The organism is Rhodococcus sp. NPDC060090, from assembly GCF_042729855.1.
Classification (GTDB): domain Bacteria; phylum Actinomycetota; class Actinomycetes; order Mycobacteriales; family Mycobacteriaceae; genus Rhodococcus.
On sequence record NZ_JBHWXB010000001.1, the window covers coordinates 95,273 to 120,177 of the forward strand.

General features: G+C 66.5%; 22 protein-coding genes and 1 riboswitch. Of the genes, 9 read left to right on the forward strand and 13 right to left on the reverse strand.

What is annotated here, in order from left to right; all coding sequences use genetic code 11:
- Positions 1 to 54 precede the first annotated feature (54 nt).
- The 3 genes from ACFWCF_RS00440 to ACFWCF_RS00450 all read left to right on the forward strand — a co-directional run bounded on the left by ACFWCF_RS00440 (position 55) and on the right by ACFWCF_RS00450 (position 2,607).
- Entirely contained in the window at positions 55 to 915 is an 861-nt protein-coding gene (locus ACFWCF_RS00440; RefSeq protein ID WP_378555853.1) for a DUF559 domain-containing protein, read from the forward strand.
- 88 nt (positions 916 to 1,003) lie between these two features.
- Positions 1,004 to 1,777, forward strand: a complete 774-nt coding sequence (locus ACFWCF_RS00445; RefSeq protein ID WP_378491175.1) for a sulfite exporter TauE/SafE family protein — start codon at positions 1,004 to 1,006, stop codon at positions 1,775 to 1,777.
- A 71-nt stretch (positions 1,778 to 1,848) separates the two neighbouring features.
- Positions 1,849 to 2,607, forward strand: coding sequence for an HAD-IIA family hydrolase (locus ACFWCF_RS00450; protein ID WP_378556639.1), 759 nt, complete (start codon positions 1,849 to 1,851; stop codon positions 2,605 to 2,607).
- A gap of 66 nt (positions 2,608 to 2,673) precedes the next feature.
- Here ACFWCF_RS00450 and ACFWCF_RS00455 read toward each other — a convergent pair whose 3' ends face one another.
- The 8 genes from ACFWCF_RS00455 to ACFWCF_RS00490 all read right to left on the reverse strand — a co-directional run bounded on the left by ACFWCF_RS00455 (position 2,674) and on the right by ACFWCF_RS00490 (position 9,766).
- Positions 2,674 to 2,919 (reverse strand): WhiB family transcriptional regulator, encoded by a 246-nt coding sequence (locus tag ACFWCF_RS00455; protein ID WP_378491174.1) that lies wholly within the window; start codon positions 2,917 to 2,919, stop codon positions 2,674 to 2,676.
- Positions 2,920 to 3,293: 374 nt separating this feature from the next.
- Entirely contained in the window at positions 3,294 to 4,628 is a 1,335-nt protein-coding gene (gene cobU, locus ACFWCF_RS00460; RefSeq protein WP_378555855.1) for a bifunctional adenosylcobinamide kinase/adenosylcobinamide-phosphate guanylyltransferase, read from the reverse strand.
- Positions 4,628 to 5,428 (reverse strand): ABC transporter ATP-binding protein, encoded by an 801-nt coding sequence (locus ACFWCF_RS00465; protein ID WP_378555857.1) that lies wholly within the window; start codon positions 5,426 to 5,428, stop codon positions 4,628 to 4,630. The genes cobU and ACFWCF_RS00465 overlap by 1 nt, the downstream gene beginning before the upstream one ends.
- Complete coding sequence (locus tag ACFWCF_RS00470) at positions 5,425 to 6,387, reverse strand: FecCD family ABC transporter permease (RefSeq protein WP_378556641.1); 963 nt, start codon at positions 6,385 to 6,387, stop codon at positions 5,425 to 5,427. The genes ACFWCF_RS00465 and ACFWCF_RS00470 overlap by 4 nt, the downstream gene beginning before the upstream one ends.
- Before the next feature lie 59 nt (positions 6,388 to 6,446).
- Positions 6,447 to 7,346 (reverse strand): ABC transporter substrate-binding protein, encoded by a 900-nt coding sequence (locus tag ACFWCF_RS00475; RefSeq protein ID WP_378555859.1) that lies wholly within the window; start codon positions 7,344 to 7,346, stop codon positions 6,447 to 6,449.
- Between the two features lie 76 nt (positions 7,347 to 7,422).
- Positions 7,423 to 7,569: riboswitch (cobalamin riboswitch) on the reverse strand.
- A gap of 12 nt (positions 7,570 to 7,581) precedes the next feature.
- Positions 7,582 to 8,805 (reverse strand): O-succinylhomoserine sulfhydrylase, encoded by a 1,224-nt coding sequence (locus ACFWCF_RS00480; protein WP_378555861.1) that lies wholly within the window; start codon positions 8,803 to 8,805, stop codon positions 7,582 to 7,584.
- A complete protein-coding gene (locus ACFWCF_RS00485; RefSeq protein WP_378555863.1) occupies positions 8,802 to 9,212 on the reverse strand; it encodes a rhodanese-like domain-containing protein in 411 nt (136 codons plus the stop codon). The genes ACFWCF_RS00480 and ACFWCF_RS00485 overlap by 4 nt, the downstream gene beginning before the upstream one ends.
- 110 nt (positions 9,213 to 9,322) lie before the next feature.
- The gene (locus tag ACFWCF_RS00490) at positions 9,323 to 9,766 is read right to left on the reverse strand and encodes a hypothetical protein (RefSeq protein ID WP_378555865.1); all 444 of its coding nucleotides are present in this window, start codon (positions 9,764 to 9,766) and stop codon (positions 9,323 to 9,325) included.
- 286 nt (positions 9,767 to 10,052) lie between these two features.
- Here ACFWCF_RS00490 and ACFWCF_RS00495 point away from each other — a divergent pair, with 286 nt between their 5' ends.
- Positions 10,053 to 11,447 (forward strand): FAD-dependent oxidoreductase, encoded by a 1,395-nt coding sequence (locus ACFWCF_RS00495; protein WP_378555867.1) that lies wholly within the window; start codon positions 10,053 to 10,055, stop codon positions 11,445 to 11,447.
- Positions 11,448 to 11,547: 100 nt separating this feature from the next.
- Here the strand turns inward: ACFWCF_RS00495 and ACFWCF_RS00500 are convergent, their stop codons facing one another.
- Both ACFWCF_RS00500 and purT read right to left on the reverse strand, forming a co-directional pair.
- Complete coding sequence (locus tag ACFWCF_RS00500; protein ID WP_378555869.1) at positions 11,548 to 12,030, reverse strand: DUF456 domain-containing protein; 483 nt, start codon at positions 12,028 to 12,030, stop codon at positions 11,548 to 11,550.
- Positions 12,027 to 13,268: a formate-dependent phosphoribosylglycinamide formyltransferase gene (gene purT / locus ACFWCF_RS00505; protein WP_378555871.1), complete on the reverse strand. Its 1,242-nt coding sequence runs from the start codon at positions 13,266 to 13,268 to the stop codon at positions 12,027 to 12,029. The genes ACFWCF_RS00500 and purT overlap by 4 nt, the downstream gene beginning before the upstream one ends.
- Positions 13,269 to 13,313: 45 nt before the next feature.
- Between purT and ACFWCF_RS00510 the strand changes: the two genes are divergently transcribed.
- Both ACFWCF_RS00510 and ACFWCF_RS00515 read left to right on the forward strand, forming a co-directional pair.
- Positions 13,314 to 16,034, forward strand: coding sequence for a vitamin B12-dependent ribonucleotide reductase (locus ACFWCF_RS00510; RefSeq protein ID WP_378555873.1), 2,721 nt, complete (start codon positions 13,314 to 13,316; stop codon positions 16,032 to 16,034).
- 27 nt (positions 16,035 to 16,061) lie between these two features.
- Entirely contained in the window at positions 16,062 to 16,490 is a 429-nt protein-coding gene (locus ACFWCF_RS00515) for a hypothetical protein (RefSeq protein WP_378555875.1), read from the forward strand.
- A 6-nt stretch (positions 16,491 to 16,496) separates the two neighbouring features.
- Here the strand turns inward: ACFWCF_RS00515 and ACFWCF_RS00520 are convergent, their stop codons facing one another.
- Positions 16,497 to 16,877, reverse strand: a complete 381-nt coding sequence (locus tag ACFWCF_RS00520; RefSeq protein ID WP_378555877.1) for a VOC family protein — start codon at positions 16,875 to 16,877, stop codon at positions 16,497 to 16,499.
- A gap of 90 nt (positions 16,878 to 16,967) precedes the next feature.
- On the opposite strand from ACFWCF_RS00520, the gene ACFWCF_RS00525 reads away from it, so the two are divergent.
- Together ACFWCF_RS00525 and ACFWCF_RS00530 are read left to right on the forward strand one after the other, a co-directional pair.
- A complete protein-coding gene (locus ACFWCF_RS00525) occupies positions 16,968 to 17,348 on the forward strand; it encodes a nuclear transport factor 2 family protein (RefSeq protein ID WP_378492684.1) in 381 nt (126 codons plus the stop codon).
- Between the two features lie 89 nt (positions 17,349 to 17,437).
- Positions 17,438 to 18,535 (forward strand): CaiB/BaiF CoA transferase family protein, encoded by a 1,098-nt coding sequence (locus tag ACFWCF_RS00530; protein WP_378492685.1) that lies wholly within the window; start codon positions 17,438 to 17,440, stop codon positions 18,533 to 18,535.
- A 34-nt stretch (positions 18,536 to 18,569) separates the two neighbouring features.
- Here ACFWCF_RS00530 and ACFWCF_RS00535 read toward each other — a convergent pair whose 3' ends face one another.
- Positions 18,570 to 21,839: a protein kinase gene (locus ACFWCF_RS00535; protein WP_378555879.1), complete on the reverse strand. Its 3,270-nt coding sequence runs from the start codon at positions 21,837 to 21,839 to the stop codon at positions 18,570 to 18,572.
- Between the two features lie 333 nt (positions 21,840 to 22,172).
- On the opposite strand from ACFWCF_RS00535, the gene ACFWCF_RS00540 reads away from it, so the two are divergent.
- Positions 22,173 to 23,405 (forward strand): DUF222 domain-containing protein, encoded by a 1,233-nt coding sequence (locus ACFWCF_RS00540; protein ID WP_378555882.1) that lies wholly within the window; start codon positions 22,173 to 22,175, stop codon positions 23,403 to 23,405.
- Positions 23,406 to 23,429: 24 nt separating this feature from the next.
- Here the strand turns inward: ACFWCF_RS00540 and ACFWCF_RS00545 are convergent, their stop codons facing one another.
- Positions 23,430 to 24,887, reverse strand: a complete 1,458-nt coding sequence (locus ACFWCF_RS00545) for a PLP-dependent aminotransferase family protein (protein ID WP_378555883.1) — start codon at positions 24,885 to 24,887, stop codon at positions 23,430 to 23,432.
- Between the last annotated feature and the right edge of the window lie 18 nt (positions 24,888 to 24,905).

Genomic DNA, 24,905 nt, shown 5'->3' on the forward strand with positions numbered 1-24,905 from the left:
CAGACAGCACATTCGGAGTTCCGGAGAGACCCGACACAGGGCACGCTCTTGGACATGGTCGACTTCGACGAGCCTTTCACCGGAACGGACGCGCTGGCATCGGGGGCAGTGACCAGGTACCGGCTCACCCACCACTTCACAAAGTTGCATCGAAATGTGTACATCGCTCCGGGTACGGAGGCCACTGCGCTGCTGCGCGCGAAGGCGGCGTGGCTGTGGGCCGGGTCGACCGGCGTGCTGGCGGGGCCATCCGCGGCAGCGGTGCACGGGACGCGCTGGCTCGACCCGACACTGCCCGCGGAGATCGTTCGACCCGGAAAACTGCATTCGACACCGGGCATTGTCGTGCGCAGCGTCGCAGAGATCGAGACGTGCGTCGTCGACGGCATCATCGCGACGACACCCGCCCGGACCGGATTCGATCTCGCTCGCGGCTGCGCCCTCGACCGGTGTGTCGAAGTGATCGACGCCCTCTGCAACGCGACCGGCGTGAAGGTCCAGGAGATCGAAGCCGTCGCCGCACAGCACAAGGGCGCCCGGAATCTCGCGTCGATGCGAAAGGTGCTCGAGCTCGTCGACGGAGGCGCCGCGTCACCACCCGAAACACACACCCGGCTGCTTCTCGTCCGCGCGGGCCTACCCACGCCAGAGACACAGATCGAGATCTTCGACAGCAACACGTTCGTGGCGCGCGCCGACATGGGGTGGAAACAATGGCGGGTGCTGATCGAGTACGACGGCACACACCACTGGACGGACCGGACGCAGCGCACCCTCGACATCGACCGCTATGCACTGCTGCCGGAACTGGGATGGACCGTCATCCGCGTCGGCGCCGACCTGCTGTACCGCAGGCCGCACACCCTCCTCGAACGGGTGCACCGTGCACTGTGCCGAGCAGGCGCACGTCTATGAGCGGTCGGCATCGAGACCGGTGTTATGTTCGATTCGGTACCGGATATCGAACACAACGCCGGTTTCGACGAGCCGTAGACTCCGCTCGGTGACTCCGCTCGAACTGTTCCTCGTCGCCCTCGCCGGGCTCGGGGCCGGCGCAATCAATTCGCTCGTCGGCTCCGGCACACTCATCACGTTCCCCACGTTGATCGCCTTCGGTGTACCGCCCGTGACCGCGACGATGTCCAACGCGATCGGCCTGATTGCAGGTGGGATATCGGGAACCTGGGGATATCGGAAGGAACTGCGGGGCCAATGGCCGCGGCTACGCTGGCAGATCCCCGCATCCTTCGTCGGAGCCATCCTCGGCGCGTGGCTGTTGTTGACGCTGCCGGAAACCGTGTTCGAGACGATCGTGCCGGTGCTGCTGATCCTCGCGCTGCTGCTCGTCGTATTTCAGCCGAAGATTCAGAAGTGGGTGCTCGCGCGGGCCGGAGGCGACGCGGACGGCGCTCTCGGCCCCGTCCGGATGACAGTGCTGATCGTGGGCACCTTCGCGGTGGGCATCTACGGCGGCTACTTCACGGCGGCCCAGGGAATCCTGCTGATGGGCCTGTTCGGTGCGCTTCTGCACGACCACATCCAACGACAGAACGCGGCGAAGAACCTGCTGTCACTGATCGTCAATGTCGTCGCCGCGACGATGTACATCCTCGTAGCATTCGATCGGATCAACTGGACGATCGCGGCGCTGATCGCAGTGGGATCACTGATCGGCGGGTGGCTCGGCTCCCACTACGGCCGGCGCCTGTCGCCCGTCGCGCTGCGCACAGTGATCGTCGTGGTCGGCCTGATCGGTCTGTACCGGCTCCTCGCCTGACGTTCCGGTGAGAGACTGTGCGGGTGAGTTCGGATGACGCCCCTGCCACCGCACCGGTCTGGAACTACCTCATGGACATGGACGGCGTCCTCGTACACGAGGACGCCCTCATCCCCGGAGCCGACGCGTTCCTCGAGGAGCTCCGGGCGAACGAGATTCCGTTCATGGTGCTCACCAACAATTCGATTCGCACTCCGCGCGACCTGAGGGCGCGGCTCCTGAGGACAGGCCTCGACGTGCCTGCGGAATCCATCTGGACCTCGGCCCTGGCCACCGCGACGTTCCTCGCGAATCAACGACCCGGCGGCAGTGCGTATGTCGTCGGCGAATCCGGACTCACGACCGCACTGCACGACATCGGCTACGTACTGACCGATAGCGACCCGGACTATGTGGTGCTCGGCGAGACCCGAACCTACTCGTTCGAGGCGATCACGACCGCGATCCGGCTCGTCGAACGTGGTTCCCGGTTCATCGCGACGAATCCTGACCCGACGGGTCCGTCACCCGGAGGGTCGCTCCCCGCGACCGGTTCGGTCGCCGCGCTGATCACCCGCGCCACCGGCCGCGACCCGTACTTCATCGGCAAACCCAACGCCCTGATGATGCGATCAGCGCTCCGTGCGATCGGTGCGCACTCGGAGCACACTCTGATGATCGGCGATCGGATGGACACCGACATCGTCTGCGGCCTCGAAGCCGGGCTCCAAACATTGCTCGTACTCACCGGAATCAGCACCCACGCGTCGGTGGAACTGTACCCCTACCGTCCGACGCGGATCATCGACTCGGTCGCCGATCTGGTGGGCCGAACCGGCAATCCGTTCTGACGCGAACGTGAACGGTGTCCCGGGTCAAGCCTTTTCACTCGAGCGCTGCGTACACGAACAGCAGCGTCAGCGAATGATCTTGCCGCGACGGTACTCGTGGCCACCCCACACGCCGGACTGCTTGTCTTCGGAAGCATAGGTGCGGCAGGAATCGAGGATCGGGCAACGGGCGCACACGCGTGCGGCGTAGTCGAAGTCTTCGCTCGGGTCCGGAAACCATCGGTCGGGGTGGGCGTCACCGCGGCATGCGGCGACGTCCCAGTCGGGAGCGTCGTAGGTGGGAGCAAGCAGGTCTGCCAAAGTCATGGTCATCGGTCTGTCTCCTTCCGGGCCGTCGCGGCACAGGTGTGTCCCACGCAGGCAGCGGGGACTCGAGTCCTTCTGGATTGCACATTCTCGACGTGTGAACGGCCCGGGGTGTCACGGTGAGGCGACTGGCAACCCGGGGCGCACACACCCCGGGAATCGGGGTGTCAGCAGCTGAATCCGGTTGGTCGACCGGACTTTTCGACTTCATGGTCGAGGAGTCGGATCATCGATCGCGATCCATTCCACACATTTGGCCTGGTACGCATCCGAGTCCTCCTCTCCATGTTCTGCCCGCTGGCACCGAGGATCCAGTGTGCCACGATTCGAGGCAGGAAACTAGGAAATGTGGCCCACGTCCAATTTGCGCGCGTTGTGTGTCAGCGCAACGGCATAGGGATGCCCGCGACGACCAGCGTCACCGAATCCGACACGGACGCAACCGACGCGTTGAGTCGGCCCAGCAGATCACGGAACAACCGCCCGGACGCGGTGGCAGGCACCACCCCGCTGCCCACCTCGTTGCTCACTGCAACGACGGGAACACGACACGCCTTCCATGCGTCGAGCAGTTCGTCGATGTCGGCGTCGACGGCCGCCACGTCGCCGCCGTTCCACACGTCGTGCACGTCGAGCCGCGCGGTCAACCACGTGCCGAGACAGTCGATCAGCAGCGGCTCCGTGGCCTCGCGCAAGATCTCCGCAACATCGACGGTTTCGATCGTCGACCACGTGCCGGGCCTGCGTTCGCGGTGCAGCGCGACACGGTGCGCCCATTCGTCGTCGCCTTCGCGGACACCTCCGGTTGCGACGTACACCACCGATCCGTACGCCGCAGACAGTTCCTCGGCGTGACGCGACTTCCCCGAGCGGACCCCGCCGAGTACCAGCGTCCGCGACGCTCTCGATCCGGCTCCCACCCGCAGTACCTCCCCGTCGGTGCCCAGGCGGGCACCGCAGTTGCGCACACGTTCCCGAAGCTGTGCGATCGGCGGATTGTGGTGCCCCAGATGCACCGCGACGACATCCGTCGAGTCCACCACGGCGCCACACCCCCGCAGGGCCTCGACGGTCTCCGCGAACTCGGGTAGACCCAGATGCCCTGGTGAGAGCTCGGAACGGTCGCCGAACGTCTCCTCGAGGAACACCGCATCGAACGCGGCACCGCGCACCGTGTCGAACCAGGCCGGGGGTAGCGGCCCGGTGTCGCAGGCCCACAGGATCCGCGACCCGTCGGGTCCGGCGACGTCGTACAGCACAGCATCGCCGTCGCGGAACACCCGGTGTTGTGCTGCCAGTACCCGCACCGTGTACTCGCCGACCGGCAGTTCGTCGCCCGCCTCCACCGGCACGAACCGGACCGGATCGTCGGGCCCGGCCCACGGCCGGCACACGTCGAGGGCATCTGCCGGGCCGATCACGTCGACGACATGCCCCGCCTCGACCCACGACCGGAAGAGCAGAGCCTGCGGGCCCAGATGGTCCGGGTGCGCGTGGGTGAGGAGGATGTGGCGCACCTCCGCGAGGGTCCGGCCGAATCGCACCGCCGCGCGCGGCGCTTCCGGCCCGCAGTCGAGCATCAGCACGTCGTCGACCAATGCTGCCGTCTGACCGCGGATCTCGCGCCTGCCCGCCGCGTCCACACACGATCCGCACCGGCAGAAGGGGCTCGGCCACCCGTCCGCAGCTCCGGTGCCCAGCAGCAGTACTTCCATCACGTCTCCTGTGCTTCGACGGGTCGGGAGTGGTCGCGCAAGGGCAGCACCGCCCGGCCTGCGGGACGGTCGAGTACCTCGACGCGCGCACCGTAGATGTCGGCGATGCGCTCGACGGTGAGGACTTCCGTGGGAAGACCGTCGGCGACGATCCGCCCTCGGTCCAACAGCACGAGCCGCTCACCGTACTGGCTGGCCGACGTCAGATCGTGCATGGCCGCAATCACCGTCAACTCCCCTTCTCGTCGCATCGAGTCGACGAGATCGAGCACCTGCTGCTGATGGCCGATGTCCAGGGCGCTGGTGGGCTCGTCCAGCAACAGGACCTGCGGTTGTTGCGCGAGCGCGCGGGCCAGCACGACCCGTTGCAGTTCTCCACCCGACAGTGCGGTCGCGAGCCGCGATGCGAAGTCCTCGAGTTCGAGCCGCGTGATGACCCGCTCGACGATCTCGCGGTCGCGCGGGGTTTCGCTCCCGAAGCGGGGAATGTGTGGGGTACGGCCCAGATGGATCAGCTCACGCACGGTGACGCCCTCGGGGACGATGGGTCGCTGCGGCATCAGCGCGACCGCACGCGCGATGGCGCGACGACCCGAGTGCCGAGGTGTCACCCCCGCGACCTCGACGTCGCCGGCCGCGGACACCAGCCCGGCGAGCGCGTGCAGCAGCGTGGTCTTGCCGGACCCGTTGGGACCCACGAGCGACACCCACTCCCCCGCGCCGACGACGAGTTCGACGTCGTGCAGCACCTGTACGCCGCCGCGTTCCGCGCACAGGCCGCGGCACGTCACCCCGCTCATGCCACACCCCGGCTCCGCCGCAGCACGACGAGGAAGAACGGCGCGCCGATCGCCGCGGTCACGACACCGATCGGCAGTTCGGCCGGTGACATCACAGTGCGGGCCAGGACGTCGGCGAGCACGAGGAACGCTGCGCCGATCATCAGCGACAACGGCAACAGCAGTCGGTGTCCCGGGCCGATCAGCAGCCGCACCGCGTGGGGAATGACGATGCCGACGAACCCGATCAGGCCGCTGGCCGAGACGACGGCGGCGGTGCCGAGTGTCGCGATGCACACGAGGATCAGCCGCACCCGGGCCGGGTTGATGCCGAGGCTGGAGGCTTCGACGTCGCCGACCGACATCACGTCGAGGGTGCGCCGGTGCAGCATGATCACGACGACGGAGACGATGACGTACGGCAGCACCGTCCGCACGTCGGACCAGCCGTCGGTGGACAGGCGTCCGAGCATCCACGAATACACCTGACGCAAGGTGTCGTCGTGGAGTTGCATGAAGAACGTCTGGATGGCGTTCGCGAACGCCGCGACCGCCACACCGGCGAGGATGATGATGACTTCGGTGCGGCTGCCCCCGACGGTGCGTCCGAGCGCGTAGGTCGCGCCCACCGCGAGCATCCCACCCGCGAATGCGGCGACGGGCACCCCCGCGAATCCGGCGGCGCCGCCCACCACGATCGCGAGTGTCGCGCCGAGGCCCGCACCGCTCGAGACGCCGAGGAGGTACGGGTCGGCGAGTGGATTGCGAAAAACGCCCTGGTAGGCGGCGCCGGCGATCGCGAGCATCGCTCCGACGATCACACCGAGCACAACCCGGGGCATGCGAATGTTCCACAGGATCGCCTGTTGTCGCGTGTTCAGACCCGAGTCGACGTCGACGAACGGAATCTTGTCGAGAATGTCGAGCAGCACACCGCGCGGGGTGAGCCCGGCGGGACCGACGAGGATCCCGACGAGCATCGCCGCGAGGAGAAGGATCACCGCGCCACCCAACACGAGTGCGCGGCGACGCGAGGTGATCACGGCGCAGGCTGGCCCGCGGGAACGGCGGTGACGATCGCGGCGAGTTCACGCACGAGGTCGACGACGCGCGCACCCCATCGGCTCGCGATGTCCTCGTCGAGGACGTGGACCTGCCCGTCGCGGACGGCGGTGAGGTCGGCCCAGCCGGCGCGTTCGGCGACCGTCTCGGGCGTGACACCGCAGCACTGCGAGTCGGCGAGGAAGATCAGGTCGGGGTTCTGCTCGACGATGAACTCGGAGGACAGTTGCGGATAACCGTCGCCGCCGGTCGCGATGGAGGTCAGGCCCAGCATCGAGTAGATCTCGCCGATGTAGGTGTCGTCGGTGACGCTGTAGAACGTGTTGTCCAGTTCGTGGTAGTACCGCAGCGGTGTCTCACGCTCGGGCACGGATGTGACGATCTCGTCGATCTCGGTCTGCATCTGCGCGACGAGTTCGGCGGCGTCGGCGACGTGGCCGGTCGCGGCTCCGACCTGCTCGAGCTGGGCGTAGGTGTCGTCGAGGGTGACGGCAGCGGGAAGAAGCAGGACCTCGACGCCGGCGTTCCCGAGTCCGGCGACGAGGTCGCCGTTGTCGTCGGTGGTGACGACGAGATCGGGGTCGTAACCGAGAATGGCCTCGACGTTGGGGTTGTAGCCGGACAGTTCGGTGACCGGGACACCTTCGGGGTAATCGGATCGGTCGTCGACGGCGATCACCTGGTCGCCCGCACCGACGGCGTAGAGCATTTCGGTGGTGGTCGGACTCAGCGAGACGATGGACTGCGGAGGTCCCGACTCTGCGGGTGCGGTGCTGTCGGGCGAGGCATCGTCACTGCTGCTGCAGCCGACGATCACCAGTGCAAGAGCAGCGACACCGGCGGTGAGAAACCTGCGGGAAGTGAGTGGCACAGCCATCCTCCGTGGCTCGGAGGACGAAAACAGCACGGCTGCAACGACGAGTTGCGGCACGATACCGTCCTTCGTCCGAGGACCAGTACGTGTCCGCAGTGCCGGCTGACCTGGCTTACCCGGTGGAACCGGGATCACAGTTGCGGGACAGCGCCGGGTTTTCACCGGCTTCACCGAAAACGCTGCGGGCGCCCTGCCCGACTGGCAGAGCACCCGCAGCGTATCCCACAGCGTTTCCGGGTCAGGCGAGCGCCTGCTCCAGGTCTTCGAGCAGGTCCTCGTGATCTTCGAGGCCCACCGACAGGCGCACGACTCCGTCGGACAGGCCGATCGCGGCGCGCCCCTCCGGTCCCATGGCCCGGTGGGTGGTGGTCGCGGGGTGGGTGATGAGCGACTTCGTGTCGCCGAGGTTGTTGGAGATGTCGACGATGCGCAACTTGTTGAGCAGTTCGAACGCACGCTTCTTGCCTTCGCCCTCGGGGGCGTCGAGTTCGAAGGTGAGGATCGTGCCGCCGCCGCTCATCTGCGACGTCGCGAGCTCGTATTGCGGGTGCGACTCGAGGTAGGGGTACTTGACCCAGCGCACCTTGTCGTTCGACTCCAGGAACCGGCCGAGTCGCAACGCGGAGTCCACCGCGGCATTCAACCTGACGGGCATCGTCTCGAGGCCCTTGAGGAGGGTCCACGCGTTGAAGGGGCTCAGCGACGGACCGGTATGCCGGATGAGGTTCTTCACGGGCCCGTCGATGTAGTCCTGCGGACCGAGGATCGCGCCGCCGAGTACCCGGCCCTGGCCGTCGATGTGCTTGGTGCCGGAGTACACGACGATGTCGGCGCCGAGATCGAGACTGCGCTGCAGCAGCGGGGTGGCAAAGACGTTGTCCAACACCACCTTTGCGCCCGCCGCGTGCGCCATCTCGGAGACCTTGCGCACGTCGACGAGAGTCTGCATCGGGTTCGACGGGGTTTCGAAGAACACCGCGGTGGTGGGCACCGACAGCGCCTGCTCCCACTGATCGAGGTCTTCACCGTCGACGAACACCGTCTCCACACCCCACCGGGGCAGGATCTCGTTGCACACCACGAAGCACGAGCCGAAGAGGCTGCGGGCCGCGACGAGGCGATCGCCCTTACCGAGCAGAGCAGCAAGAGCCGTGAACACCGCGGACATTCCCGATGCCGTGGCGTAGCAGGCTTCGGCGCCGTCGAGCAGCCGCAGCCGCTCCTCGAACATCGTCACCGTCGGGTTGCCGTACCGGGAATACACGAAATGGTCGACTTCGCCGGTGAACGCCTGCTCGGCGGCCTCCGCCGACTCGTAGACGAACCCGGAATTGAGGTAGAGCGCCTCGGACGTCTCCTCGAACCCGGAGCGCATCACGCCGCCGCGCACACCGAGTGTGGCCGGGCGAACGGAATCGGGCAGCGGCTTGCTGAACGCACCACCCTGGGGAATTGCACTCACGACTGCCTCCACGGCAGGCCTGCGGCCCGCCAGCCCTGTCCGCCGCGATGCTTGTCGGCATCGAGCGGCCCTTCGAATCCTTCGAGAACGTTGTATGCAGGGGCCAGACCCGCGGCCGTCGCCGCTTCGGCGGCGCCGATCGAACGCTGACCCGAGCGACACAGGAAGATCACCGGCCCGCTACCGATCCCGGCGTCCTTCAACTCGTCGACGAAACGCTCGTTGGGGGCACCTGCCGGGTACGACACCCATTCGACGAACAGGGTGCGGCGTCCGATGGATGCGGTGTCGGGGACACCGACGTATTTCCATTCGGCGTCGGTGCGCACATCGACGAGCACGGCATCCTGATTTTCCTGCAGCAGCTCCCAGGCATGCTGCGGCGAGATGTCACCTGCGTAGCTCACCGGAACAGCTTTTCACAGCTCGCCGTGGCCCGAATGCGCGGGATGATCGAACTCAGGCTGTGCATACCTGCCACACGTCGTTCAGGCGGTGCAGCCGCGCCACACGTCGTTCAGGCTGTGCAGACGCGCCACACGTCGTTGACGAGTGCCAGCGTCCACGTCTCGGTGGTCGACTTACCGTCGATCACGGTGGTGACGTCGACGGTGGCCTCGTCTCCGTCGATGACGATGTTGCTCGTGCCGTCGAACTCGATGTCACCGTCGGCTCCGGCGAGTGGACCCTGACCGTCGGGCAGTTCGTCGCAGCGGAGTATGACGAGAACTTCCTCGTCCTCCGCGTTGACGGCCTTGACGTAGTCACTGGCCGTGCGGGTCACCCGTTCGGGGCCGTCCAGGGTCTCGCCTTCGGGCGAGAGCATCTGCGTGACGACGAGCGCGAGCGCGAGGACGACGATCACGAGGACGGCGCCGATGAACGGCCAGGGGGTGCTGCTCGTCGTGCCGTCGGGGTCGAGACCGTCGGGGTCGGGTTCGGGGTCACGCCGTTGTGCCATGCGGATGATCCTAACCTCGGCAGATCCACCCCGATCCGCCGCATTTGCGCCGATAAACCCTAGTGAGGTAGGAATTGACCATGGCCTCCACTCCGCTTGTTCGACGTCTCGCCGTCGACCTGTGCCGCGTGAGTGCCCACATGTGTTGTCGCTGAAGCGATTCTCCCGACGTTTCCCGGAGTTCTTCTCCACCGTCATCCCGCACGACCTGTGCCCGCCCACTGAGGGCAGCCTTAATTTAAGCTGGATATGTCCGTCCGCACACCGAAGAGGTAGTTGATCCCCTGTGACTGATCAGAGCCGTCCCCTTCGCGTCGCGATCGTCGGTGCCGGCCCAGCCGGTATCTACGCCGCCGATGCACTCATGAAGTCCGACACTGCGCAGGATCCCGGGGTGAGCATCGACCTGTTCGAACGCATGCCGGCGCCGTTCGGCCTCATCCGCTACGGCGTGGCACCCGACCACCCGCGCATCAAGGGCATCATCACTGCACTGCACAAGGTGCTCGACAAACCGAATGTGCGCCTGCTCGGCAACCTCGATTACGGCGTCGATATCACCCTCGACGACCTGTACCGCTTCTACGACGCGGTGATCTTCTCGACCGGCGCCAACGCCGACCGCGAACTGCAGATTCCCGGCATCGAGCTCGACGGCAGCCACGGCGCCGCCGACTTCGTGTCGTGGTACGACGGCCACCCTGACGTTCCGCGAAGCTGGCCGCTCGAAGCAGAAAAGGTCGCGGTCCTCGGCGTCGGCAACGTCGCACTCGACATCGCGCGCGTGCTCGCCAAGACCGGCGACGAACTGCTGCCCACCGAAATCCCGCCGAACGTCTACGAGGGCCTGAAGAACAACAAGGCCGTCGAGGTGCACGTCTTCGGGCGTCGCGGACCGGCCCAGGCCAAGTTCACGCCGCTCGAACTGCGCGAACTCGACCATTCGCCGACCATCGAAGTCATCGTCGCCCCCGAGGACATCGACTACGACGAAGGCTCCGAGGCGGCGCGCCGCAACTCCAAGCAGGTCGACATGGTCGCCAACACCCTGCAGGACTGGGCCATCCGCGATGCGGGCACTCGCCCGCACAAGCTGTTCCTGCACTTCTTCGAGTCGCCCACCGAGATCCTCGGTGAGGACGGCAAGGTCGTCGGCCTGCGCACCGAGCGCACCGAACTCGACGGCACCGGCAACGTCCGCGGCACCGGCAAGACCCGCGACTGGGATGTGCAGGCCGTATACCGCGCGGTGGGCTACCTGTCGCAGAACATCGCGAACCTGCCGTTCGACGAGCAGGCAGGCACCGTCCCCAACGAGGCAGGACGCGTGCTCGCCGACGAGAGCATCGAAGGCCCCGACCGGTTCATGCCGCACACGTACGTCACCGGCTGGATCAAGCGTGGTCCTGTCGGCCTGATCGGCCACACCAAGGGCGACGCCAACGAGACCGTCGCGAACCTGCTCGAGGATCGCGCCGCGGGCCGTCTCAACACCCCGGAGAACCCGGAGGTGGACGGCATCGTGAAGTTCCTCGAGGAGAAGCAGCTGCCGTACACGACGTGGCAGGGCTGGTACCGCCTCGATGCGCACGAGCGCAGCCTCGGTGAAGCAGAGGGTCGCGAGCGTGTGAAGGTCGTCGAGCGCGAGGACATGTTCCGCGCCTCGGAACCCAACAAGTAGTCCGTCGCCGCCTGCGGCGCTGTCGGCCGAATGCCACCTTCATACATCTCGAGTGTATGAAGGTGGCATTCGGCCATTTGCGTTCTCAGACGCAGGGAACCTAGGCGAACAGCACGGCGCCCAGCCACACGCCCGAGGCGATGAGCCCGCCGAACAGTTCGACGAGCATCGACAGGCCCACGGCCTTCGTCGCGTCCACCGTCGAACGCCATGCGCCGCCGTGTGTCCGATGCCGTTGCGCCTCCGACACGTACATGCCGAGCAGGAATCCGAGGAACAGGCCGATCACGGGGATCACGAAGAACCCCACGATTCCGACCACCCCGCCGATGATCAGCGACCGGTTGGGCACTCCCGACTGCGCAAGCCGCTTACCGGGCCAGGTGTATTTGACGACACCGGTGACCAGCAATGCGACCGTCGCGACCGCGAACACCGTCCATGCGACTGTGCCGCCGGTCATGAACGCCCACACCGCGATCGCCGCGAAGATCAGCAGGACACCCGGCAGGATCGGTACGACGATGCCGATCAGCCCGACGAGGATCGCCAGGCCGACGAGAAGTTCGGCGCCTGTGCTCACGGCGCCACCGGGTGGACGAGAGACGCGGCGCGCGTCGCACGCTCACGGGCGATGTCGACGTCCGGGCCGGTCGAGACGGCCACACCCATGCGGCGGCGCAGGAACGATTCGGGCTTACCGAACAGGCGCACATCCGTCTCCGGTGTACGCAGGGCCTCGGCGACGCCGTCGAACGCGATACCGGTCGCGTCGAGTCCGCCGTAGATCACCGCGGACGCACCCGGACGCACCTGCTCCACATCCACCGGCAGCCCGAGGATCGCGCGGGCGTGCAGTTCGAATTCGGAGTAGCGCTGGCTTCCCATGGTCACCAGTCCGGTGTCGTGCGGGCGAGGACTGACCTCGGAGAAGTAGACGTCGTCGCCCTTGACGAACAGTTCGACGCCGAACACTCCCCGACCGCCGAGCGCACCGGTCACGGCCGCCGCGACTTCCCGCGATCGTGCCAGCGCCACGTCGCTCATCGGCTGCGGCTGCCACGATTCGATGTAGTCGCCGTCGCGCTGCAGGTGGCCGATCGGCTCGCAGAAATAGGTTTCGATCTCTCCCGATTCTCCGACGGCACGCACGGTGAGCTGGGTGATCTCGTAGTCGAAATCGACGAACCCTTCGACGATGACCGTGCCGTGGTTGATGCGTCCCCCGGCGAGGGCGTACTCCCATGCGGTGTCCAGGTCGTCGAGGGAACGCACCGTCGACTGGCCTTTTCCGGACGACGACATGACGGGCTTGATCACGCACGGGAAACCGATCGCCTCGGCGGCTGCGCGGACCTCGCCCGGCGAGTGCGCGAACCGGTACGGCGACGTCGGCAACCCGAGTTCCTCTGCGGCGAGACGGCGGATGCCCTCACGGTTCATCGTCAGCTGTGTGGCCCGCGCGGTGGGGATCACCTCGGCGAGACCACGCTGCTCCACGGTCGCGAGTGCATCGGTGGCGATGGCCTCGATCTCGGGCACCACCAGGTGGGGGCGTTCGGCCTCGATGATCGCGAGTACGGCCTCCGGGTCGCCCATGTCCACGACGTGGGCACGGTGCGCGACCTGATGACCCGGGGCGTCGGCGTACCGGTCCACCGCGATCACCTCGACGCCGAGTCGCTGCAACGCGATGGTCACCTCCTTGCCGAGTTCGCCCGAGCCGAGCAGCAGGACACGGGTAGCGGTCGGCGACAGTGGAGTGCCGAAACGTGGAGAGATGTCGGGACGTGGAGAGATGTCGGGACGCGGTGAGACCATGGTGGGACTATATGTGGCAACCGTCGCCGTCCCGGAAGGAAAGCGATGAGCAGTGCACCTCAGTTGAGCAACGCAGATCAGCGTGTCGCCACGACGGGCCCCGATCACACTCGTGCCGATCTCCGCTGGTTCACGACCCCCGGGATCGAACCCGCCGACGAAGTGACCTGGCAGCGCCGCGACGCCCGCATCGTCCATCACGGCACCGGTGAGGTCGTCTTCGAACAGCTCGGCGTCGAGTTCCCGGAGTTCTGGTCGCAGAACGCCACGGACATCGTCACGCAGAAGTACTTCCGCGGGCAGCCCGGCACCGAGGCCCGCGAACACTCGCTACGCGATGTCGTCGCGCGCATCGTCGACACGATCACCGCGTGGGGCACCACCGACGGTCACCTCGACGACCCGGCTGCGTTCGCCGCCGAGCTGACGCACCTGCTCGTGCATCAGAAGGCGTCGTTCAACAGCCCCGTCTGGTTCAACATCGGTGTGCCCGACACCCCGCAGCAGGCCAGCGCCTGTTTCATCCTGTCGGTCGACGACACCATCGACTCGATCCTCGAGTGGTACCGGCAGGAGGCGGTGATCTTCAAGGGTGGTTCCGGGGCGGGCGTGAACCTGTCGCGCATCCGATCGTCGGTCGAACACCTCGGCGGGGGCGGCACCGCATCCGGTCCCGTCAGCTTCATGCGCGGCGCCGACGCATCGGCAGGGACCATCAAGTCGGGCGGGAAGACCCGCCGCGCCGCGAAGATGGTGATCCTCGACGTCACCCACCCCGACATCGAGGAATTCGTCGACTGCAAGGCTATCGAGGAACGCAAGGCGCGGGTCCTCGCGGGCGCCGGGTTCGACATGGGCCTGAGCGGCTCCGACATCCATTCGGTGCAGTATCAGAATGCGAACAACTCGGTGCGGGTCACCGACGACTTCATGCAGGCGGTCGTCGACGACGCGCAGTGGCCGCTGCGTGCGGTGACGACCGGCGCAGTCGTGCGCACGGTCGGGGCCCGAGACCTCATGCAGCGCATTGCCGCTGCCACGTGGGAGTGCGCAGACCCGGGCATGCAGTACGACACCACGATCAACCGCTGGCACACCGCGGCCGCGACCGGGCGGATCAACGGATCCAACCCGTGCTCGGAGTACATGCACCTCGACGACTCCGCATGCAACCTGTCGAGTATGAATCTGCTGAGGTTCCTGCGCGAAGACGGCGAATTCGACGTCGACGGATTCCGGCATGCCGTCGCGGTGATGCTCACTGCGCAGGAGATCCTCGTCGGTCGCGCCGACTATCCCACGGAGAAGATCGGTGCGACGTCCCGCCGGTTCCGGCAGCTCGGCCTCGGATACGCGAATCTCGGTGCGCTGCTGATGGCGTCGGGTCTGCCGTACGACAGCGATGCGGGTCGCGCCTATGCTGCGGCGATCACCGCGTTGATGACGGGCCACGCATACGAGGTGTCGGCGCGGCTCGCGAAGCGGTTGGGCCCGTTCGACGGTTACACCGAGAATCGCGAATCGATGCTCGATGTGCTCGCCCGGCACCGCGGCGCCGTCGACGACATCGATGCCGAACTCGCTCCCCGGGCGGTGCTGGCGGCAGCCCGTGAGGCATGGGAGCACGTGGTTGCCGACGGCACCACACACGGGGTGCGGAACAGTCAGGTCACGGTGCTCGCTCCCACCGGCACGATCGGCCTGGCAATGAACTGCGACACCACCGGCATCGAACCCGATTTGGCTTTGGTGAAGACGAAGAAGCTCGTGGGCGGCGGCAGCCTGTCGATCGTCAATCGCAGTGTGCCGCGCGCGCTGTCGCGACTCGGATACGATCCGGCCGAGGTCGCCGACATCGTCGCCCACCTCGACCGCAGGCACACCCTCGCGGATGCTCCGCACGTGCGCGCCGAGCATCATCCGGTGTTCGCAACATCGATGGGCAGCAATGTGATTGCGCCGCGCGGGCATGTGACGATGATGGCGGCGGTGCAGCCGTTCCTGTCGGGTGCGATCTCGAAGACCGTGAATCTGCCGGAAGCCGCGACCGTCGACGACATCGCCGACCTGTACGTCGATGCGTGGCGGCTGGGCCTCAAGTCGCTTGCCGTCTACCGCGACAACTGCAAGCTCGGACAACCGTTGTCCACCTCGACGCCGCAGGCACAGGAGACCGCGCTCGCACCGGTCGCCACGGCGCGTCGGGAGCGTCTGCCGCGCACCCGCAATTCACGCACGTTCGAGTTCCGGGTGGCCGACTGCAAGGGTTTCGTCACGGTCGGTGAATACGACGACGGGCGCCCCGGAGAGATGTTCCTGCGCGTGTCGAAGCAGGGTTCCACCCTCGCCGGCATCATGGACGCCTTCTCCATGGCGGTCAGTTACGGCCTGCAATACGGGGTTCCGTTGCGTACGTTCGTGCGGGCGTTCACCAGCACGCGATTCGAGCCGGCGGGTATCACCGACGATGCGGATCTGCGGATCGCCTCGTCGATCCTCGACTACATCTTCCGGAGGCTCGCGGTGGACTACCTCGAGACCGAGGAGCGAATGGAACTCGGCGTGCGCACCGGTGGTGAACGGGCCGCGCAGGACGACGCACACATCACCGTCGACACTCGCCAAGGACATGCTCCCGCGCCTGGACCCTCGGTACCGGATCGAGGCTCCGACGCACCGTACTGCATGCAGTGCGGGGTGCAGATGCAGCGCTCGGGGTCGTGCCATGCCTGCCCGTCGTGCGGAAGCACGAGTGGCTGTAGCTGAACGTCCCGAGTACTCCATACTTGCCCGATGGATGTGGGGTTCGATACCGAAATGACGTTGCTCGCGGCGGGGCTGATCTTCCTGCTCGCGCTGGCGCTGGGTGTGTGGAAGTACCGGCAGATGGCGACGTCGGAGACGCATCTCGCCCACCCGTACGTCGACATCGCACACCGCTCGGCGTTGATGTACTCGTTCGCGACGCTGCTCATCGCTGTATTCGTCGAGCTCAGTGCGTGGCCGACATGGGTGAACCTGTCGGCGGCCGCGGTGGTCGTGGTGTTCTTCGTCGGCGCGATCGCGAGTTACATCCTGCACGGCATGCTGCGCGACACCACCAACCAGTTCGCGCATCCCACGCGGGGTCTGGGTGTGGCGATGGCCGCGCTCATCGTCGGCGAGATGGGCGGGTTCGCGGTGCTGTTCGCCGGGTTCGTGCGGGGTAGCTTCCTCGACTGAGCGGTGTCAGGCGTGATTCTCGATGAGCGACAGCACGTTGCTGTGCGGGTCGCGGAACCACGCGACACGCAGCCCATCGGGCGCGGTCCACGCATCGTGGTCGTCCTGGTCCATGCCGGTGTACCGAATGAAGTCGACGCCCTTGGCCCGGAGTCGCTCGACGGTCTCGTCGAGATCGAGAACCCGCCAGCCCAGGGCGGTGTATCCGGTCTCGCCGCGCGACTGCACGAGGGTGATCCGCACGGGGGCTCCTTCGCCACCGTCGATCACCAGCGTGAAGTTGTCCCGGTCGATCTTCCGGAAGCCGAGGGTGTCGACATAGAACATCTCCGAGACATCGAGATCGGTGCTCGGCACGAAGCTCACGAGTTGGCCGCTGATCGTCATGTTGTCCACTCTGCTCTGTGCGCGCCTCGCACGGCAACCGATCGGGTCACAATCGAGTGTTGACCGAGCACTGTGACTAGTCTTGGACCCATGAGTACCTCGGAGATCGCGACCGTCCTGGCCTGGCACGATGCTGTCAACAGCAACGACATCGAGACGCTGGTGGAGTTGTCCAGCGACGATATCGTGCTTCCCACCGACGATGACGATCCCGATCAGGGTCTCGACGAACTGCGCGAGTGGGCGACCTCGTCGGGCGTGACGCTCGAAATGGGACGCATGTTCGTGCACCACGGCATCGTCGTGGTCGAGGAGACGTCCACGTGGGCGTCCGACCCCGGCACTCCCGTCGAGGAAGCCATCGCGTTCCGCGTGGTCGAAGACCAGGTCGTCACGGTCGTGCGGCATGCCGATCTGCAGGACGCGTTCGAAGCGACCGGCCTGGGCGAGGCGGACCTGTACGAGCAGTGACCTCGCCCGTGACACACGTCATTTTCTGAACGCTCGCTAAGGTAGTCTCCGTTCCGAGAGTCCCTACGCATCGGAGTGAGGTTCGACGAGTGTCCGCTGAATCAGTTGAGAAGAAGGGTCCCCTCGCGAGTATTCGCGTCGTCGAGTTCAAGGGGCTCGGCCCCGGACCGCACGCCGCGACGCTACTCGCCGATCTCGGCGCCGACGTCGTCACGGTCCAGCGACCCGGCCAGATTCCGCCGGAAGGCGCCCGAGACCCGATCCAACGGAACCGCCGCATCATCGAGGCCGACCTCAAGAACCCCGACGACATCGAGAAGGTGCTCTCGCTGCTCGAGCGCGCCGACGTGCTCATCGAGGGTTTCCGTCCCGGAGTGACCGAGCGCATGGGTCTGGGCCCCGATGTGGTGCTCGAACGCAACCCGCGGATCGTCTACGGCCGGATGACGGGCTGGGGCCAGGAAGGCCCGTTGGCGAACGCGGCCGGCCACGACATCAACTACATCTCCCTCACCGGTGTACTGCACGCGATCGGCCGTGAGGGCGAGCGTCCGGTGCCGCCGCTGAACATGGTCGGCGACTTCGGCGGCGGCTCGATGTTCCTGATCTTCGGCATCCTCTCCGCACTCGTCGAGCGAGGAGTGTCAGGAAAGGGCCAGGTCGTCGACGCGGCGATGGTCGACGGCGCGCTCGCACTGTCGCACATGATGTGGGCCTTCCGCGGCCGCGGCGCATGGTCGGACGAACGCGGCGTGAACATGCTCGACACCGGTGCCCCGTACTACGAGGTATACGAGACGAAGGACGGCAAATACATGGCCGTCGGTTCGATCGAGCCGCAGTTCTACGCGCTCCTGCTGAAGGGTCTCGACCTCGACGCGGCCGAGCTGCCCGCCCAGAACGACCGGGCGTCGTGGCCGGAGATGAAGAAGCTGTTCACCGAGAAGTTCCTGTCGAAGACGCGCGACGAGTGGTCGGCGATCTTCCTCGGCACCGACGCGTGCGTCTCCCCCGTTCTCACGTTCGCGGAAGCACCCGAGAACGAGCACATCGCCTCGCGCGGATCGCTCATCGAACTCGAAGGCATCACCCAGCACGCACCGGCTCCGCGGTTCTCCCGGACTCCCGCGGGCGAGCCGGCCGCGCCGGCGGGCGAGGCCACGGACATCGCGACCCTGTGGGTCTGATCCGCAATCGTTAGCGGCGCGGCGCTGCCCCGGGTCAGTGGTGATCCGGGGCAGCACCGTGCTTTTCGCATTCGGTGACGAGTTCGAGGGCTCGCTGCGCGCGGTGCAGGAATCCGCGCTCCTGTAGCAACACGAACCACTCACTCGCCCACCGATGAGCGAGCACGAGGTGCTCCGGCGAAGGATCGGCGAGCAGCAAGCGGATCGCCGTGTCCTCTTCGATCTGGGCGGTGTGCAAGGCAATTCCCGTCTCGGGACGTCGGCGGCCGTATTCGGCGACCGGTCGCGGATGTGCGATCGGAAACCCGAGCCGGACACGTTCGTTCTCGACTGCCGCAGCCAGACGGTCCAGTTTCATCGCCGCGGAAGCGCGCGCGCCGTCGTCCAGTCGGGCCTGCGCGATGTCCCGCTTACCGCGCATCGCCTTCACACGCGCACCGATCACATATCGGGCGATCTTGAAATCGACGACGCCGCCTTCGGCACCCAGCTCGTAACCGTCGTCGAGCAGCCGTTCTGCCTCGTCGAGTTCTCCCTGCTCGTACAGGAACTCCCCCAGCACCGATCCGGCGAGCAACGCCGACGACGAGTGCGCTCCGCTGCCGAGTCGCGACAATCGCCATGCCTCCCGCAGGAGGCCGTCCGCCGCATCGAGGTCGAGTTGTTCGAGTGCGGCAAGCCCGAGGAGCGCGTTGCCGTGCATCAGGTTGTACGGCCCGGCATTGAGGTCGTGGTACGGAGCCGCGAGATCCTGTAGCCGTCTCGCCTCGTCGAATTCACCGCGATAGACGGCATCGAACGTCGCGGCGTTGAGACCCGACGACACGACGATCGGTGCGAGCGTGCCGGCGCGCGCCAGGAGCCGTTCGGGGAGCCCGTCGTCCGGACCGGTCCGGTCGCTCCGCACCTCGATGATGCGCCGCACCACTTCCACCTCGACCGCGACGTCGACGGCCTCGTCGCCGGTGATCCGGTCAGCGTCGAGACCGCGCTCGACCATCGCGAGTGCGCGCCGGCCGCGCTCGACGTCGTGGATGACGACATCGGCCCACGCCAGGGCCAGTTGCAGCCGCGGACGTACCGCCACGGTGCCACGCGGAAGTTTGCCAACCAACCCGATCAGTGTGGTGGCACGGCCGTTGGCGAGCAGATCTCTCGCATGACTTTCGACGATGTCGACGGCGTAGTCGTCGTCGGCCGCCGCGAGGGCATGGTCGACGGCCTCCCCCGTCATCGAATGCTGTTCGAACCACCGCGCGGCGATCCGGTGGAGCCCGGGCATCCGTTCGGGGAAGTCGCGTTCGAGGCGTTGGCGCAGGAACTCGGCGAACAGCGACTGGAAGCGGAACCATCGTCCCTCTTCGTCGACGCGGTGCAGAAACAGGTCGCGGTCCTCGATGTCTTCGAGCATCGCCTGCCCGTGTCCGTGACCGCTCAGCGCCGAGGCCAGGCTCGCGCACGTCTGCTCCGTCACCGCCGCAGTGAGCAGGAAGTCGACGAGCTCGGCGTCGAGGGACATGAGGACGTTCTCGGTCAGGAACTGTCCGATACCGCGGTGCCTGCCGGACAGGTGCGCCACGAGATCCGCGGGGTCATCGTGGCCGCGCAGCGATACCGATGCCAGTTGCAGGGCCGCGGGCCAGCCTTCGGTGGCGGCGACGAGATCGGCGACGATCTCGTCGTCCAGTTCCGTATCGATGTGTCGTGCAAGGAATTTCTTTGTCTCGTCGACATCGAAGGTGAGCATGCGGTGGTCGATCTCGACGAGTTCGTCGAGCACCCGCATGCGGCTCACGGGCAGTCCGGCACGGGTGCGCCCGACCACCATGACCTGCAGGTGATGGCAACCGTTGTCGAGCAGGAAGGCCAGGGCCGCGATCGTCGCCGGGTCGGTGACGCGATGCCAGTCGTCGATGATGACCACGAGCCGTTCTCCTGCGGCGTGGATCTCGTCGACCAGGGAGGTGAGGACGTAGCGTTCGGCGTCGTCGCCGTGTTCGTCGAGGGCCTGACCCAATTCCTTTGCGAGGGTGGGTCGTACCTGCCTGATCGCCTCGATGAGGTGCGCGAGGAACCACACGACGTTGTTGTCGTCGTGGTCGACGTTGAGCCACGCCACCGCGACACCCTCGTTGTCGAGTCGGTAGCGCCACTCGATGGCGAACATCGTCTTCCCGAAGCCCGGTGGCGCATGCACGACAATGAGCTTGCGGCGGTGCGACTCCTCGAGCAGATCCAGCAGCGACCACCGTGCGACGAGTCGCTTGGACGGCACGGGTGGGCGAAACCTCGTCGCCGGGGCAGGCGGGGTGGTCGACCGGCCGCTCGTGCGCCGCGTGCTCACACGTCCACTCGCCGCAATGGCCGCTACATGAGGCGCGGTTGCGTCGGCTTCGTTCGCATCCCCGGCCACCGCGAGATCGTCGAGGGGCAACCCTTGTTCGGTCTGCACCGCGCGCAGCAGCTCGCCGAACTCGGCCGCGGTCGCCGGTCTCGATCCGGGGTCCACCGACATGGCCTGCTCCAACGCGGCGCACAATTCGCCGGGCACTCCGTCGGCTCGAAGATCGGGAATCGGCTGCGTGGTCAGGCGCACGAACTGCGCCACGACGCGTTCGCCGCTGCGACGCTCGAACGCGGCATGGCCGGTGAGCGCGCAGAAGATCGTCGCCGCAAGGCTGTAGACATCGGACGCTGCGGTCGGGGCGCGCCCGGAGAGCACCTCGGGGGCGGTGAATGCGGGAGAACCGGTGACTTCACCTGTTGCGGTCTCGAATCCCCCTCGGATTCTGGCGATCCCGAAATCGGTGAGCTGGGGTTCGCCGAATTGGGTGAGCAGGATGTTGGCGGGTTTGACGTCGCGGTGCGCGATACCGAGCCGGTGCGCCGTCTCGAGAGCTCCGGCCAGCTTGACGCCGAGGCGGAGCGCATCGTGCCAGTGCAGCGGACCGGACCGGCGGATCAGCGCATCGAGTGAATCGCGCGGGTGATACTGCATCACCAGGTAAGGCCGCCCAGATTCTGTGGTACCGACCTGCAGCACGTTGACGATGTTCGGGTGACCGGAGAGCTGTCCCATCGCGCGCTGCTCACGCATGAAGCGTTCGAGGTTGTCGGCGTCGAGATCGGAGGTGAGAACCTTGACCGCCACGATCCTGTCGAGCGCGACCTCTCGGCAGCGGTAGACGATTCCGAACCCGCCGCGGCCGATTTCCTTCGCCTCGTCGAATCCGGCCGCAGCCAACTCCGCAGCGACGTCGGGTCCGGCGTCGCGCTGCGTCTGCAGCGGATCCTGCGCGGCCACGATCGACCCTCACTTCGTCGAACACAGACCCGGTCTCGGGTCCTGTATCCACGATATCGCCGACCACCGACAGCCCACGGCGGGTCGGCCGAGATAGATCCGGATCGCCCGGTGGGAGCGTGCCTTCGACCTGTCTCGCGGAGATGCGCGCGGCGACGAACTGTTGACCGATCCCGAGCGGTGACGGTGACGGTGACGGCTGTGGCCGCACGGGTACCGCGTTCGGCGAGGACATGCACTCCCATATCCATGAACCGAACAGCGACGCAGAAGGATGGAACGAATGTTCGAGTTTCCCTTGAATTTCGTACGTGTGTTCTATAGAATTCGATCATGGGTGGGGACCTCTGGAAACTCGACAACGATCAACTGATGGCCGAGACGCTCGCCGTCTCCGCCGAAATCCATACCTGGCAGGTACACCGCGTGGACCTGATGATCGCGATGGTCGAACGCGACACCGTCCGCGAACACGGCTACCGCAGCCCGGCCCACTGGCTGTGTGCCGCGACGAACCTCGAGATCGGTGAATGCCACCGCATCGAAACACTCGCACGGCTACTGCGATTGGAACCGGAAGTCCGCGAAGCCTATTCATCCGGCCTGCTCGACGCGGAGAAGGCTCGGCAGATCGCCTACTTCTGTCAGCACTATCCCCGCACCATGAACCCGTGCGACTTCGAGAACGCCCGCACCATCCTGATCGAGCACGCCTCCGACAGGATCGCCACCAGAGCGACCCTTCGAGCCCTGATTCGCCGACTCGAACACCTCTACACCACCGGCGACGGACCACCACCGGGTGAAGACTCCTCGCGCAACGAACTGCTCGTCTCCACCACCTGGCACGGGAGAGTGGTGATCCAAGGTGAGTTCGACGCGGTCACCGGTGCGCGTCTGCGGCATCTGCTCTCCCCGCTGGCCGCGCCACGACCGGAGGCGGGCGGCGTCAGAGATGATCGGCCGGCGTCGAAACGCAACGCCGATGCGTTCGATCAACTGTTGCGGTTCGTCGAAGCCGCCGGTCTCGTCCCCGTCGAAGGCGGGGTGAAACCGCACGTCACGGTCACCGCCTCCATCACGGACCTGACCAAGAACGCCGCGGTGAAGGAACTGTTCGCGAACTCCCCGGAGCACGGGTATGCGACCGAGCCATGGGCCGGGCCACTCTCGATCGACGCCGCGCGGATGCTCGCGTGCGATTGTCAGGTCACCCGGATCCTGCTCGACGAGCACGGGGTGCCGCTGGCGCACGGGCAGACCCGCCGCACCGCGTCCGCCGCGCAGCGACGCGCACTGACGGTGCGGGACGGCGGATGCGCCTTCCCCGGGTGTTCGACACCGCCGGCGTGGGCGGATGCGCATCACATTCATCATTGGGTCGATGGTGGTGATACCGATCTCGACAATTTGGTGATGTTGTGCGGTCATCATCATCTGTTGATGCATCACACCAAGTGGGAAGTCGAAATGACCGACGAGCGTCGGCCCCAGTTCGTTCCACCCGCGAGTGTGGATCTGTTCCGCAAGCCGGTCCCGGGGAGCAGGCCGGATCTGGTCGCCTGACCCACAAATCAACGAACCCAGCGATCAGACGACGAGCCGAGACGCCTCGAGGTCGCCGCCCTGCGCTACCTGTACATACGCGTCGGCCACTGCCGCCACCGCGTTGCGGAGCATGTCTGGGTGCTGCGTGTACGGCAACCGCACGAATCGCTCGAATGCCCCCTGCACTCCGAAACGTGGTCCGGCCGCGAGCAAGACACCGTGGCTCGGTCCGATCGCAGCGAGTGCCGTCGACACCGGCTCCGGCATCCGCACCCACAGCGACATCCCACCCTGACCCGGGGTGTACTGCCACTCGGGCAACTGTTCGTCGAGTGCCTCACACAGCGTCTGCCGCTGCTCCCGGAGCTGTGCGCGCCGTTGATCGAGAAGTTCATCGACATCCGACAGCAGGTGCGCAGCCGCGAACTGCTCCATGACGGGCGTGCCGAGGTCCACACCCGATCGGGCTCCGGCGAGCCGCACGATCAGCTCGCGGTCGGCGCGGATCCATCCCACGCGCAATCCACCCCACAGGGACTTGCCGGTCGATCCGATCGTCACCACCGAGGAACCGGCCGGGAACGACGCGACCGGAGCCGGTGGCGGCGCGTCGAGCCACAGATCCACCATCGTCTCGTCGACCACCAAGGTCATGCGGGCGTCGTACATGATGCGCGCGAGCTCGGCGCGACCGTCCTCGTCGAGACACAGACCGGTGGGGTTGTGGAAATCGGGGACGAGAAACGCTGTGCGCGCGGCAGTCTGGCGGGCGGCACCGGCGAGCGCTCCGAGGTCCCACCCGCCGGAGGGCCCGGCCTCCGGTCGCACCGGCACCGGGATCGGACGCGCACCGTGCCGTCGGATCGCTTCGAGCGCATTCGGATAGGTCGGATGGTCGACGATCACGCGGTCGCCCGGATCGGTGAGCACACCGAGCAGCAACCGCATCGCGTGCTGGGCACCGCTGGTGACCATGATCTGTTCGGGCGAAGTCGGCAGTCCGCGTTCCCGGTACCGACGCGCGATCACCTCACGCAGCGCCATCACACCGATCGGTTCCATACCGTGCGACGACAGGTACGCCGACATCGACCGCAATGCCAGTCCGTACGCGGCTTCGATTTCGGCGGCGGGAGCGGGGAGCGAGGCATTGCTCATGTCGATCGCGTCGTTGCCGAGTGCTGCCGTCGCCCTGACCGCACCGCGAGCACGTGTCCCGGCCGGCATCGCAACGGTGCTGCGCGCGCCTTGCCTGCTACGGAGATAGCCCTCGTCACGCAGCGTCGAGTATGCCGAGGTGACGGTGGTGCGGCTCAACGACAATGCAGATGCGAGTTCGCGTTCGCTCGGCAATGCCACGCCCTGCGGGACCCTGCCGTCGTGCACGAGGAGACGGATGCCGTCGGCGAGCGCCCGGTATGCGGGACGCACGTCACCGACGTCCTGCCAGTTGCCGAGGTCGCGAACCAGCGAACCGGCGCCTATCGCACGTGTGATCACCGGTCCAGTATCGCGCAT